Raw genomic sequence first — 13,795 nt, forward strand, 5'->3', positions numbered from 1 at the left:
ACATAAAGAAGACTGGCCGTGTAAACCATGTATGCGGTTTATTGTGTAAACCATGAATGGATTGCACAAGAGTTCTACTGGAAGTCTTGTGCTGGCCTCGAATCACTCCCCCCTGGAGGGGGAGTCGCAGAAGCCGAGCCGCAGGCGAAGGCTGATGCGGTGGGGGGCACGGCTCGGCTCCGGATCGTGCGACTGGGCGGCCGGGTGCTGGATCGCAGGGAAACTGAGCGGCACCGAATGGGAGTGCATGCGGGCGGGACGCCCGCGCTCCCGGGTAGGGTCTCCTCCCATCCCACTTGCTCCTCAAGGGGGGTGTAATTCTTCAGGCCCGCACAAGGCTCCTTGTCCGATACCCAGGGAAGAAGAAGTCCCCTACTCGCCGATGAACTGCAGCAGGACTTTCCGCTGACGGGGGCGGTTGTCGAAGTCAACCAGCACGACCTGCTGCCAGGTACCGGTTTTCAACTCCCTGTCGGCAAAAGGAACCTGCAGCGATGGACCCAGCAGGGCCGCCCGGGTGTGGGAAAAGCCGTTGCCGTCGCCCCAGCGGGCGTTGTGAGCATAGTGGGCGGACTGAGGCAACAGGCGTTCGAGCGCGTCCTGGAGATCCTGCACACAACCCGGTTCATATTCCAGGGTGGTCAGGCCCGCCGTGGAACCGGCAACAAACAGCGTAATCACGCCGTCCGAGAGCGATTGGCCGGCCAGGGCAGATTCGATTTCAGGGGTAATGTCCACCACATCGCAGAAGCCTCGCGTGGACAAGTGGATGGTTCGGCTTTCGACCGGCACGGCTTCTCCTCCTTAACCCGCATTTCTCACCAGGGGGCATGATCATGGCGCAGGAATTTCCCCTTCAGCGCGTGCTCGCGACCGAAGAGCGTAGCGGTCACTACGGTCGAGGGAGCATGTTCGCGCTGAAGGGAAAAGCACAAGTCAGAGCATGCCCAGCGCCGTCTGTTTCCTGCAAGCCCTTTACTACGTGGCCCGTTTCCCTGTCCCCATGAGAGCAGGTCAGTCCTCCAGGGGATAGTATTGGCCCTGGCAGACGATCCGAGCGGGTCCGGTGAGCGACACTTGGTTGTCCTCCTGCCAGTGAACCTGCAGGATTCCTCCCGGGGTGTGGACCTGAACGTCCCGATCGGACACCCCATTCAGGCAAGCGGCAACTACCGCGGCGCAGCCGCCCGTGCCCGAGGCCAGGGTCTTCCCTGTTCCGCGCTCCCAGAAGCGCACGGCCAGGTTGCATCGGTCGAGAATCTGCACGAACTCCACGTTGGTGCGCCGTGGAAAGCAGGGGTGGACTTCAATCAGCCGCCCCAATCCTTCCCAATCGGTTTTCTCCAGATCCGCCACCAGCAGTGAGCAGTGCGGGTTGCCCATCGATGTGACCGTGACCGGGTGGATGCGGTCCTCCACCATCAGCGGATACCGTACCAGCGAGGCGCCGGGCGGATCCGGTCGAAAGTCGATGGCCGCCGGCTCCAGAATGGGCTCTCCCATCAGCAGATTGAAGCAGTATCCGGGTGTTTTGGAGTCGGTCAGCCTCAACCGCTTGGCGCCGGCGCCCGTTTGGATAACCAGCGTCCCGCCGGGTGCCTGCCCCTGCCGGATCAGCAGCGCCGCCAGGCAGCGCAGGCCGTTGCCGGAGATCTCCGCCTCACTCCCGTCCGCATTGAAGACCTGCATGGAGAAGCGCGGCTGTCCGGAGACCTCCGTCTCCCGAAACAAGATCAAGCCGTCCGCTCCCAGATCGAGGGAACGCCGGCAGACCTGCAGGGCAACCCGGGAGACATCCTTCCCTGCCAGTTGCCCGGCATCGACGATCACGAAATCGTTGCCCAGGGCCTCTGCCTTGGCGAATCGCATGGATGTTGTGACCTATAGGGAGTTTCCGGCTTCGAAGTGGGTGAGTTCCTTGAATTGACGGAAGCGACGCCGTATGTCGGACGTTTTCAAAGTCCTTAGCCGGTTCAGGCTGAAGTCTTCCACGTTGAAGGAGGCCATCACCGAGCCGTATATGACCGCCTGGCGAAGGGATTCGTCATTGAGCGTACCGGACCGCGCCAGATAACCCACCAAACCTCCGGCAAAACTGTCCCCGGCCCCGGTGGGGTCAAAGACTTCCTCCAAGGGGAAAGCCGGAGCGCCGAAGATGGATCCGCCGTGGTACATGGCCACTCCATATTCACCCTTCTTGACGACCAGCGTCTTGGGGCCCCACTCGGCAATGCGCCGGGCCGCCCTGGTCAGGTTGTGCTCCCCGGTGAGCATCCGGACTTCGGCATCGTTGATGATCAGGATATCCACCCGCTGTAGCGTCTCCCGGAGTTCATCGGGCTTGGACTCGATCCAGTAATTCATGGTGTCACAGGCCACGAAACGGGGTTTTTCCACCTGGGAGAGCACACCTGCCTGCAGCACCGGATCGATGTTGCCCAGAAAGACGCAATCCGACTTCCGGTAAGGGTCGGGAATGCGCGGACTGAAGCTTTCGAATACGTTGAGGCGGGTATCCAGGGTCCTGGCCTCATTGAGGGCGTAGCCGTACTCGCCCTTCCAGCGAAAGGTCTCTCCCGGCGATTTTTGCAGCCCCCGGATGTCTATGGAGAAATCCCTGAACAACTGAAGGTGGTCTTCCGGGAAGTCATCTCCAACCACGGCAACCAGTCGGACCGGAGCAAAAAAGCTGGCCGACAGGGAGAAATAGGAGGCGGAGCCTCCCAGAACCTCGTCGGCCTTGCCAAACGGGGTTTGAACGGAGTCGAAAGCCACCGAGCCCACAACAAGGATTGACATTGGGGGTAGGTTCTCCTTGAACCGGGAGGTTCAGACAGTTGTCAGTTATCAGTGGTTAGTGGTCAGCCCTGAAAGCAGGCAAGTGCCTGATGACCGGGTTTCACTCATTGAACGATTGCGCCGAGGTCAACAACAAGCTTAACCCTTGGATCCAATAACTATCCACTGACCACTATTCACTTTTCACTTAGCCGCGCCCCCGTCCCATGCGACGGAGCGACTCACAAGAGGCGAAACAGAGGGAGGTCAGTCAAGGTACTTGCCGATTATCGGGTGCAGTTTTTTCCGGGTGGCGGCGGGAATGCGGCTCCGATCCGTCAGCAGCGCCGACTTGAGCGCAGAACGGCACTTGCAGTCCGGCGTTTCCCCCAGTTGGGCCACTGCTTCACGGATCAACTTTTGGGCGTTTTCGCTGTTTTGATTCAGAACGGCGATCACCTGATCCACCGTCACCGCGTCATGTTCCGGATGCCAGCAGTCGTAGTCGGTCACCAGGGCCAGGGTGGCGTAGCAGATCTCAGCTTCCCGGGCCAGCTTGGCTTCCTGCAGATTGGTCATCCCGATCACGTCCATGCCCCAGCTTCGGTAGAGATTGGACTCGGCCAGGGTCGAAAAGGCCGGCCCCTCCATGCAGAGATAGGTACCCCCCCGCCTTGCGTTCACCCCGACGGCCGCCGCCGCCGACTCCAGCAGCCGGCTCAGGTCCGGGCATACCGGATGGGCAAAGCTGATGTGTCCCACCAGTCCCTCTCCAAAAAAGGTCGAAACGCGCCCCCGGGTCCGATCGACGAATTGATCGGGAATGACAATGTCCAGCGGGCGATGCTCCTCCTTGAGAGATCCCACGGCGCTGGCAGAGATCAGGATCTCTACTCCCAGGACCTTCATGGCGTAGATATTGGCCCGGAAGTTGAGCTCCGAAGGCAGGATGCGATGCCCCCGCCCGTGCCTGGCCAGAAAGGCGACCCGTTTCCCACTCAACCTTCCGACCGCCAGACGGTCGGAGGGAGGACCGAAAGGCGTCTCGACCGCCACCTCCTCCACCTCCTCCAGTCCTTCCATGCCGTAGAGACCGCTGCCTCCAATGATGCCGATGGAAATGCGTTCCAAAATCCCTCCTTCTCCGAGGACGGGCCGCCCCGCCTCCTCACTCCTCCACCAGCTCGATCAAGACCCCGTGAGTGGAACGCGGATGGAGAAAGGCAATCCGCCGGCCTTCGTAACCGGTTCCGTCCGCATCGGACAGGATCTGGATCCCGGCCTTGCGGAACGCCGACAGCTTCTGGTCCAGATCCCGGACCTTGAAGCAGATGTGGTGCACTCCCTCGCCCCTATTGGCCAGGAAGCGGCAGATGGGCGAGGTAGGATCGGTCGCCTCCAGGAGTTCGATCCGACTCTCTCCGACCGGCAGCATGGCCACCCGCACCTTCTGCTCTTCAACGTCGATGGCACCTTCCATTTCAAGGCCCATGGCCACCCGATAGCTTCGCAGAGCCTTGTCGATGGAATGGACGGCGATGCCAATGTGGTCCAGCTTCATGGGCTTGGCGGCCTCACCGCACCCGGGCCGGGAAGGGGCCCGGCAAGGGCCTGGATTCTATCCCAAATGGACCCGGGCTAATAGCACTTTCAGGGGCATCGCCTGCAGCGACCACAATGCCTCCGTTGCCCGAAAGACCACTCTCCGCCCCGGTGGGGACAGGTTCCGCGGGCACCCCGGAATTGCTAATCCCGCCGCTTGGCGGCCTTCTCACGGACTGGATGAGAAATGGGGTGCGCCTCGGGGGCTTTCGCGGGAACTGTGTTAGGATGCAGGGTTTTTAGCGGGTTCCATCCCGACCCAGAGGCCCCATGTTGGAATCGCTGATCGATCGCATCAAGGACCGGCTGATCGCATATGTCAAGGATCGTTACGGATATTCCCTTCTTCAGGTAGTCGCGGAGCAACCGCCCAGGGTGGAGCTGGGGGACCTGGCCTTTCCCTTTTGCTTTGAACTGGCCAAGCACCTGCGGAGGGCACCCCGCCAGATCGCCGCCGAGATCGTGCAGGATCTTCCGGATCTTCCGGGTGTCGCCAAAGTGGAGGTGGCGGGCGCCGGCTACCTCAATTGCTTCCTGAAACGGGATGACATTTTCAGGAGATTGCTGCAGCCAACCCAGGAACAACCGTCTCTTGTCGGCTCGGGCAAGGTCATTGTGGAACACACCAATATCAACCCCAACAAGTCCGCTCACATCGGACACCTGCGCAACGCCGTTTTGGGCGACACCTTTGCCCGCCTGCTGCGCTCGGTTGGAGAGAGGGTCGAAGTCCAGAACTATATCGACGACACCGGCGTCCAGGTCGCCGACGTGGTGGTGGGCTTCAAGTACCTGGAAGAGAAGACCCTGAAGGAAATCAAGGCTCTTCCAGGAAAATTCGACTACTACTGCTGGGATCTATACGCCAGGGTCTCTTCCTTCTATGAGGCTGCTCCGGAGAACCGCGATCTGCGGGGTCGGACGCTTCGGGAGATCGAGGAGGGCGAGGGGGACACCGCCGACATCGCCCGCTACGTATCGCGAACCATTGTCCGTTGCCACCTGGCGACCATGAGTCGCATCGGTGTCGCCTACGATCTGCTCCCCAAGGAGAGCGACATCCTCCACCTCAATTTCTGGAGCCATGCCTTCCAGCTCCTGAAGCAGGCCGGGGCGATCCACTACGAAACCGAGGGAAGGCATGAGGGCTGCTGGGTCATGAGAGCCGGCGTCTCCGGCCCGCGCGACCAGGTCGGTTCCTCGAGTTCCTCCGGCGGTTCGGGGCACGAGGAAGACAAGATCATTGTCCGCTCCAATGGCACCGTCACCTATGTGGGCAAGGACATCGCCTATCAGCTATGGAAGCTGGGACTGCTCGGCATGGATTTCTTCTATCGTCCCTTCCATACCTATTCCGACGGCCATGGGGTCATGATGACCGACTCCTTCGACAACCAGGATTCGAGCAACCCGGATTTCGGCCGGGGCGAACGGGTCTACAACGTCATCGACTCGCGCCAATCCTACCTGCAGAACATTGTGGTCGCCGGCCTGCGAGCTCTGGGATTCCACCACCAAGCCGATCGCTCCACCCACTTCTCCTATGAAATGGTGGGCCTTTCACCGGCCTGCTGCCAGGATCTGGGAATTCGACTGTCGGAAGAAGACCGGCGTCGCCCCTACCTGGAGGTCTCGGGCCGCAAGGGCCTGGGGGTGAAGGCCGATGACCTGATCGACAGGCTTCTGGAAAAGTCGGCAGCCGAAGTGCAGGCTCGCCATCCCCAGCTCGCCGCCGGTGAGGCCCAGGCCATTGCCCACTCCATCGCGGTCGGCGCCCTCCGCTATTTCCTGTTGAAATACACCCGTAACTCGATCATCGCCTTTGATTTCCGGGAGGCATTGAGCTTCGAAGGAGAGACCGGCCCCTACCTCCAGTACACCGTGGTACGCATCAATAGCATCTTTCGCAAGGTCGAAGCCCTCGATTCCCGATTCAGCCACCAGTCGCTTCCGGAATTCATGGATCAGCCGGAAGCCGCTGCCTTCCTCCGCCAGTCGATCAGCAATGACTTCTGGTCCCTCATATACCTGGCCGCCCAGCTCGAAACCCAGGTCCGCGTCGCCATTCAGACCTGCGAGCCGGCCGGCGTGGCCAAATACCTCTTCAATCTGGCCCAGGCCCTCAACCACTTCTACCACCGCCATCGGATCAAGGATGAACCCGATCCCTTGAGAAAAGGGTTCTACCTGGCCCTGATCACCATCCTGCGAGACCGATTGCAGGAGGGCATGGATCTGCTGGGAATTTCCGTTCCGGACAGGATGTAAGCGACCTGGGAGAATTGCGCAGGGTGAGAAGGAAAAAGAGTGATCCACGAAGAGGCGCGAAGGACGACGAAGGGCCACTAAGAAAGACACCAAGGGAACAGGGCTGTCCTCCAGCGGGAATCGGTGAGACCAGGGCGTAACCCGCTGTCGAGCCGGTGGGGATACTTTCTCCCGCCTCTTGAGTTACAGGAGTTCTTCACATCGATGGGCAGGACTCTCGGGATTGCCTCTTCCAGTCCAGCGTCCTGTGATCCTGGGCAATATTTGAAAGACTTATTAACATCGATGCACAGGATGCACAGGATTTTTCAGGAAACGGCTAGCCTGTAATCCTGAGTATCTGCAAATTCGCCCGCGAACATTTCCGGAGCCAGCTTCTCGCGCAGCAACCTCTCGTTCTGTTCATCCTGTGCATCGATGTCAATATCAAAAAGATATCGTTCCCCGGTGGGGATCCGTCCCCACCGCATCAGAGATTCCCTGGCCTCAAACCATCCTCTGCATCGAGGTTAACTGATACTGCCAACCAGCGTTCGGCCTGCCCAGCTTAATGTCAAGCCACACGGATCAGCTTCCCGTGCTTTGGTAGCCACGCACCCCCCGGCTCCACAGGAGGAGCGCCAGCACCAGGAACGTGGCCGCCACTGCCGGAACCAGGGCGAAGAAGGACGAAAACTCGTGGCGCTGCAGAAAGTAGGTGGTCGGATAAAAGGAAGCGAAGGCGAAGGGAATGATCCAGCTCAGCAGGAACTGGATGAAGACATTGTAGATGGTCACCGGATAGCGCCCGAATGCGATCATGTTGAAGACCGGCGGAGAGACGCCCACCCTGTCCTCGAACCAGAAGCTCAGGGTGCTGAGCATCACGAAAACCGAGAGATAGATGGTCACTCCGCAGATCGTCATCAGCAGAAACAGGACCAGGTCCAGCGGGGTCAAGGGCAGGTCCAGCTTGTGCCAGACATAGACGACCACCACCAGACCGGTGGCGAACTCCTGAAAGGATTCGATTCGAAAGGCTTCGAAGATCACCTGGAAGAGGGAATGCAGCGGGCGCAGCATGATCTGATCGAACCGGCCCTCCATGATGTAGCGCTCGCCGAACTCGTAGAGGTTCATGCTGAGCACGTTAAAGAGCCCCAGGCAGACCAGGTTGAATCCGTAGATGAAGAGCAACTCCTCGAAAGCCCACCCCTGAAGGGAACTCACCCGATGGAAGAGGATGTAGAGAAAGCCGAAGCTGGCCACCGTGCCGGCCAGGCTGGTGAACACCGAGATCAGGAAGTCTCCCGGGTAGGCCAGCCGGACCTTGATGTACTGGGCGAAGTAGTAGCCCAGAATGGAGAGGTGTCTCATTCGCCTGTCTCCGGTTAAGGTTTCCCGCCAGTCCAAGTCAAAACCGCTGCTGCAGCGCGGCGAATCGGGAACGCGGCTTCAGCCACCCTGCACGGTCAGTTTCGTAGCTGCTTTCCGCCAGAACCAGTGGCCCAGGCCCACCAGCACCAGCGTCCATCCCAGGCCCAGCAAGAAACTGGTAACCAGTTGCTCGCCCTGGAACTTGCCCATGTAGATCATGAGTGGCGTGAAGCTGATCAATTGAAAGGGCAGCCATCGGGAGATCTCGGCCAGGGTCTCCGGAAAAAAGCTGATGGGAATCAGCAGACCGGAAAGAATCTCCACCAGAAAATACTTGGCCCGAATCAGTCCCAGGATGGAGTGCAGGTAGACGGCGCAGGTGCCGACCAGGAAATTGAGAGCCGCGAAGACCATGAAGGAGAACACCAGAGCAGCCAGAAAAGCCAGGGCCGAGTGCAGTGAAGCCGGGGCCCGCAGGGGGAAGACCATCAGGATGGCCAGGGCGGTGGGAACGGTGAACATGAAGAGCCGAAAGAACGACTCGCCGGCTGCCTGGGCGATGTTCATCCACTGGTAGTTCACCGGCCGCGTCATCTTGGCGGCAATGTGCCCCAACAGGATGTCGTTGGCTATCTCCCGATCGATATTGTTGAAGTAGAAGGTACGAATAATGAATCCAACCGATACATAGGTAATCATTTCCTCAAAGGTAAACTCCCCCAGGGACTCCTTCCCCCGGTAGAGCGCTTTCCAGATGAAATAGTAGACGGACACATTGACCATGTAGGTCACGATGCCCGTGTAGTAGCGCAGTCGATAAGCCAGGATCTTGAGGAAGGCAATTCTGGCGAAGGCAATGTAGGGGGTGACCGTCAATTAAGTGTCCTGTCTCAGAAATAGGATTACCATCTCCGATGGAGGTTCCACCGGAAAACGGTCGGTAGGAAAAGCTCGTTGCGTTTCAGCCAACGGGCACCGCTGTGCTCTCCCCATTGGGAACCTCCATCGGCCCTCCGGGTTCGGGCGGAACGGCGCCGTCTTCGTCGTCGCTCCTCCTCACAATGAATGGCATTGCATCGTCGTCGCTCCTGGAATCCGGCGCCGTTGCGCTCCGAAAGATGGCAACCCTATTTCTGAGACAGAACACTAGGTTACGACCTCGCCTCGGCTGTAGATCTCACGCACGATTTCCTCGATGGTGGTGTCGTCCAGCATAACGTCCCGAACTGCCAGGGAGTTCACGATGGCCTTGATCAGCTCGGCGGAGGCGACCTGCTTCTTGTCGAACACGGCCTGGCAGCGAAGGGCATCCAGTTGCTGGAATTCCACCGAAGAATTGAACCCGAGTCGACCGAAATCGACCTGTCCCGGCTCTCGCAACTCGAAAACAATCTGGGACTTGCACTCGAATCGTTCCCGCAGGCCCTCCAGGCTGCCGTCGAAAAGCAGGTGACCGCGATCGATGATCAGGACCCGCCGGCAAAGCTCTTCGATATCGGAGAGATCGTGGGTGGTCAAAACCACCGTGACCTGCAATTCGGCATTGATTCTCTTCAGAAACTGCCGGATGTTCTCCTTGGCGACCACGTCCAGCCCGATGGTGGGTTCGTCCAGGAATACGATCCTGGGGCGATGCAGGAAGGCGGCAGCCAGATCGCAGCGCATGCGTTCTCCCAGGCTGAGCTTGCGAACCGGCGTGTACAGCAGCGGTTTCAGGTTGAGGACCGCGTCGAAAATCTCCAATTGCTCCTCGAAAGTGCGGTCGCTGACGTCGTATATGCGCTTGAGCAGCTGGAAGGACTCCACCACCGCGATGTCCCACCAGAGCTGGGTCCTCTGTCCGAAGACCACTCCGATTCCCCGGGTGTACTGGTGCCGGTCACGATAGGGCACGTATCCGTTGGCCCGAATGGAACCCGAGGAGGGCACCAGAATTCCGGTCAACATTTTGATGGTGGTGGACTTCCCCGCCCCGTTGGCCCCGATGTACCCCACCATTTCACCGGCATCCACGGTGAAGGAAACGTCGTCGACCGCCTTCACTTCGCGGGAGTTCCTGCGGAAGAGGTTTTGAATGCCCCCCCAGACGCCCTCCTTGCGGTCGTAGGTCTTGAACCGCTTGGAAACTCTGCTGACTTCAATGACCGCCATATCGAATCACCTTGTTCGGAAACGAGCTTCGACTCCGTAGTCCTGCCTCCCGCGTGGACGCCAGGTTACCCTGGCGCAACCGGTCGGTTCGGAGAAACCGGGAAACTCCGATGGAATCGGCGAATTTCCGTCCCCGCCATGCGGCCCGATATCCGGGATGCCCGAGTGGGCGTTGTCAGTGGAAGATTCAGGAACTGGGCCTGAAGTAGAGAACCATGGCGGCGCCTACGGCTACCATGACAAACCCCAGATACAGCAACGGATTGGGTGCCGTCTTGGGAGGATGAAGCAGCACCGAGCCCAGGACGTTCACCAGCGGAGCGCCTCCAAACACCAGAGGCATGACATACAGGGGCTTGCCACCGGACTTGAACGCCCAGATGATACAGATGGCTCCCGCCGCTCCCAGGCAACCGGCAAGGATGGCCGTCAGGGTCCCACCGGTGGTGAAACCCTGAAATTCCCCCTTGGACCACATGGCCACCGACGGCACCAGTACGGCAATCAGAAAGTAGGCGAAGCCCACACAGAGGAGTGCCCGAAGCGGACTGGCCAATTGGGCCTGACCGCGGTGCAAGGTGACGCCGTACATGCCCCAGGCCAAAACCGCTCCGCATACAAAGGTAAGCCAGTTCATTATTATCGTCTTCCTTTCCTGTCGTTCAACGACTGCTCCGGTGGGCGGTGCTCGCCGAAGCAGTAGAGAAACTCCAGAGTCCGAATATAGAGCCGGCCCTCGGAGATGGCCGGGGTTGCGCTGCATTCGCTCCCGAGGTCATTTACCGACAACACCTGCCAGTCGGCGCCCGCCCGGATGACGCTCACCTTCCCTTCATGGCTGACGGCGAAGATCTTACCATCCCCCGCCACCGGGGAAGCGTAGTAAGTTCCCAGAGCCTCGCGGATGCGATCCTGCTTGAGCACGCTTCCGTCGGAGGGATCCAGGGCGGTCAGTATTCCCCCTTCCTTCATCAGGTAGAGGATGTCCTCGTAAAGGAGCGGAGAAGGCACGTTGGGCAGTGTCCGTTGATACCTCCAGAGGAGATTGCTTGCAGTCATATCTCCTTCGCCCCCCAGGCGGATGCCCAGGGCCCCGTTGCGGGCCGATCGCTTGGCCCGATAAATCCGCCAATCCCGGTCTTCCAGAAAGCCGGTGCGATCCAGGTCCAAACGGTCGAAATTCCACCTCAAGCGCAGGCCCTCGATTTCCTGTTGGGAAAGGCGGCGGTCTCCGTCGGCATCCCGCTCGGACAGGAAATCCGAAAAGCTCTCCACCTCCTGGCGCTGGCTGTCGTCCGCTCCCCCGGCCCATCCATTCAGGTAGAGCATCTCCCGATCGATCACGGGGGTCGACTTCATCTGCCAGGTCAAGCCGCGTACCCACCAGATCTCCTTACCGCTGTCCACCGAGTAGGCCGTCAACTGGTGGGAACCCGCGACCAGGGCCTGCAGCGTTCCTCCTTTGGGCCGGTAGAGCACCGGTGTGGAAAACCCCCGGGTAAAGCCGGGGCGTTCCACACGCCAGAGGACTTTACCCGTCATTTGATCCACCGCCACAAAAAAGGATCCGCTTTCCTGGTCGCAGATCATCAGGACCCTGCCGTCGGCCAGAATGGGGGAAGCAGCCTGACCCATGGGGTTGATGAAGGGCCCCAGGGGTAAGCGCCACCGCTCCCGGCCTTCGGAATCGAAAGAAATCAGGCCGAAATCGCCGAAGAAGGCATACACGTTGCTGCCGTCAGTCACCGGAGTGGGCGAGGCGGGGCCATTGGCTCGATGCACTACCTCGGACCGAGGACGCGGGACTTCCTGTTTCCACCGCAGATCGCCGCTGGACCGGTCCAGGCAGATCACCCAAAGCCGATCTCCCTCCACGGCCGACAGAAAGATGCGGTCCCGGGTCAGGACGGGTGAAGACTGGCCGGGACCGATCGCAGTACGCCACACCAGGTTTCGGTGGGGTCCGAACCGCACCGGCAAGGAAGACGTCTCCACAACTCCAGTGCTGTTCGATCCTCGAAACTGGGACCATTCCGCGGCTGGGACAGGCGAGACAGAGAGACCCAGGCACAGAAGCAGCAACGCCCCCACACTACGTTTGCAGGCTCTCCCCGGACGCCCACCGAACCGCCTTCCCGCAAAAACCGAACGGCCGTTGCACCCAAAGCCGGCCAGTCTCTGCGGACCGGGGACAAACCTAACCCCCAAGATGCCTTTCATCCTGTTTCTCACCCTGACCTCCTTCAGACTCGCACCCATCGATTAGACTTGAACTCGGGTCGTGGCAGGGTCCCCCTGGCCACAATGGACACCGGAATGCGCAAGGAGAATGCCGACCGCAGTTCGGTCTCCAGCCGTCTTTCCAGCTTTGGTCCGTCGACGGAGTCACAAGAGACCTCCGCTTGCACCTTCAATTCGCACAGGGTTCCCCGCGTGTCGACTTCCACCCTGTATTCCGCAACCTGGCGGCACCGGCGGATCACTGCCTCCAAAGCGCCGGGGTAAAGGTTGACGCCCCGAACCACAACCATATCATCGCTGCGGCCCAGGATCCCACCCTCCAGGGCGAGTTCCCAACTCCCGCAAGCGCAGGGCTGCGAGCGGGACGGCCGGACCAGGTCGCCGGTGCGATAGCGCAGCAGTGGAGAACCGGTCCGGCCCAGCGTCGTCAGGACCAATTCTCCGATCTCTCCCGGCGCCACCGGCCGATGATCTCCCGGATTGATGACCTCGGCAAGGTAGGCCGACTCCATGACGTACAGCCGTAGCGGCTCCAGGGGACAGCCGTAGCTGACGGGTCCGGTTTCGGTCATCCCGTGGTGGTCCACCACCCGCGCCTTGGGCCACAGTCGCTCGATTGCAGCCACGGTACCGCCGATGCTTCCCCCGGGCTCTCCGGCTACCAAAATGGTCCGGACGCTTCCCCGGCTTAAATCAAGGCCCTTGCCGGCCGCCACTTCGCCCAGCCGCAGGGCATAGGTCGGCGTGCAGCAGAGGACGGTCACTTCATTTTCCAGAATGGCTTCCAGCCGGGCCAGGCTACTCATTCCACCGCCGGGAATGCAAAGACAGCCCCGTTTCGAGGCTGAGTCGAAGGCGGTCCAAAACCCCAGAAAGGGCCCGAAGGAAAAGGCAAAAAAGACGCGGTCCCGAGACGAAACACCGGCCGCCGCAAAGACGCGGTCCCAGTTGTCAAGCATCCATTGCCAGCTCTCCGGCGTATCCAGCCAGTTCATCGCCTTGCCGGTGGTGCCGCTGGTCCGGCTGAACCGGGTGTAGCGGTCCAGTCCGTAGGTCAAATTGGAGCCGTAGGGAGGATGACGGCGCTGATCCTCCACCAATTCCGCCTTCTGGGTGAAGGGCATGGTGGACCGGAAGGCGTCCAGACTCGTAATCTCTGAAGATAGTCCCACCTCGTTCAGCCTGGGGGCATAAAAGCGATTGCCCGCCAGCAGTTCCTGCAACAGGACCCGCAACCGGGCAAGCTGGGCAGTCTCTATCGTGCTGCGGTCCTGCACCGAAGAGCCTTCGACGCCGGACTCCAGTTTGGTTCGACCAGGTTGCAATGTCGTAGTCCCAGTGCCGACGGGGTCTCCGAACACGACCGGCGAAAGCCGCCCGGTTGCATGGAGCGGCGGCG

Annotated in this window: 13 protein-coding genes; 1 reads left to right on the top strand and 12 read right to left on the bottom strand. The window is 60.3% G+C overall.

The window, feature by feature from the left end:
- Window positions 1–102 precede the first annotated feature (102 nt).
- From OXI69_17500 to mce, 6 genes are all read right to left on the bottom strand, one after another.
- The gene (locus tag OXI69_17500; protein MDE2667939.1) at window positions 103–291 is read right to left on the bottom strand and encodes a hypothetical protein; all 189 of its coding nucleotides are present in this window, start codon (window positions 289–291) and stop codon (window positions 103–105) included.
- An 81-nt stretch (window positions 292–372) separates the two neighbouring features.
- Window positions 373–792, bottom strand: coding sequence for a secondary thiamine-phosphate synthase enzyme YjbQ (locus tag OXI69_17505; GenBank protein ID MDE2667940.1), 420 nt, complete (start codon window positions 790–792; stop codon window positions 373–375).
- Between the two features lie 222 nt (window positions 793–1,014).
- Window positions 1,015–1,869, bottom strand: a complete 855-nt coding sequence (gene dapF / locus OXI69_17510; protein ID MDE2667941.1) for a diaminopimelate epimerase — start codon at window positions 1,867–1,869, stop codon at window positions 1,015–1,017.
- A gap of 12 nt (window positions 1,870–1,881) precedes the next feature.
- Window positions 1,882–2,799, bottom strand: a complete 918-nt coding sequence (locus OXI69_17515; protein ID MDE2667942.1) for a PfkB family carbohydrate kinase — start codon at window positions 2,797–2,799, stop codon at window positions 1,882–1,884.
- 246 nt (window positions 2,800–3,045) lie between these two features.
- Complete coding sequence (locus OXI69_17520) at window positions 3,046–3,909, bottom strand: S-methyl-5'-thioadenosine phosphorylase (protein ID MDE2667943.1); 864 nt, start codon at window positions 3,907–3,909, stop codon at window positions 3,046–3,048.
- Between the two features lie 37 nt (window positions 3,910–3,946).
- Window positions 3,947–4,339 carry a methylmalonyl-CoA epimerase gene (gene mce, locus OXI69_17525; protein MDE2667944.1) on the bottom strand — a complete coding sequence of 131 codons (393 nt, stop codon included), beginning with the start codon at window positions 4,337–4,339 and terminating at the stop codon, window positions 3,947–3,949.
- A gap of 311 nt (window positions 4,340–4,650) precedes the next feature.
- On the opposite strand from mce, the gene argS reads away from it, so the two are divergent.
- Window positions 4,651–6,648: an arginine--tRNA ligase gene (gene argS / locus OXI69_17530; GenBank protein ID MDE2667945.1), complete on the top strand. Its 1,998-nt coding sequence runs from the start codon at window positions 4,651–4,653 to the stop codon at window positions 6,646–6,648.
- Window positions 6,649–7,215: 567 nt separating this feature from the next.
- Here the strand turns inward: argS and OXI69_17535 are convergent.
- The 6 genes from OXI69_17535 to OXI69_17560 form a co-directional block, all read right to left on the bottom strand.
- On the bottom strand, window positions 7,216–8,004 hold the full coding sequence (locus tag OXI69_17535) for an ABC-2 family transporter protein (protein MDE2667946.1): 789 nt from the start codon (window positions 8,002–8,004) through the stop codon (window positions 7,216–7,218).
- A gap of 78 nt (window positions 8,005–8,082) precedes the next feature.
- Window positions 8,083–8,880 (bottom strand): ABC-2 family transporter protein, encoded by a 798-nt coding sequence (locus OXI69_17540; GenBank protein ID MDE2667947.1) that lies wholly within the window; start codon window positions 8,878–8,880, stop codon window positions 8,083–8,085.
- A gap of 270 nt (window positions 8,881–9,150) precedes the next feature.
- Window positions 9,151–10,155 (bottom strand): ATP-binding cassette domain-containing protein, encoded by a 1,005-nt coding sequence (locus OXI69_17545; GenBank protein MDE2667948.1) that lies wholly within the window; start codon window positions 10,153–10,155, stop codon window positions 9,151–9,153.
- Between the two features lie 187 nt (window positions 10,156–10,342).
- Entirely contained in the window at window positions 10,343–10,792 is a 450-nt protein-coding gene (locus OXI69_17550) for a hypothetical protein (protein ID MDE2667949.1), read from the bottom strand.
- Between the two features lie 2 nt (window positions 10,793–10,794).
- Entirely contained in the window at window positions 10,795–12,129 is a 1,335-nt protein-coding gene (locus OXI69_17555) for a PQQ-binding-like beta-propeller repeat protein (protein MDE2667950.1), read from the bottom strand.
- Between the two features lie 269 nt (window positions 12,130–12,398).
- Window positions 12,399–13,721 (bottom strand): AMP-binding protein, encoded by a 1,323-nt coding sequence (locus OXI69_17560; protein ID MDE2667951.1) that lies wholly within the window; start codon window positions 13,719–13,721, stop codon window positions 12,399–12,401.
- Window positions 13,722–13,795: the final 74 nt, after the last annotated feature.

Source organism: Acidobacteriota bacterium (assembly GCA_028875575.1).
Taxonomy (GTDB): Bacteria; Acidobacteriota; Terriglobia; order Versatilivoradales; family Versatilivoraceae; genus Versatilivorator.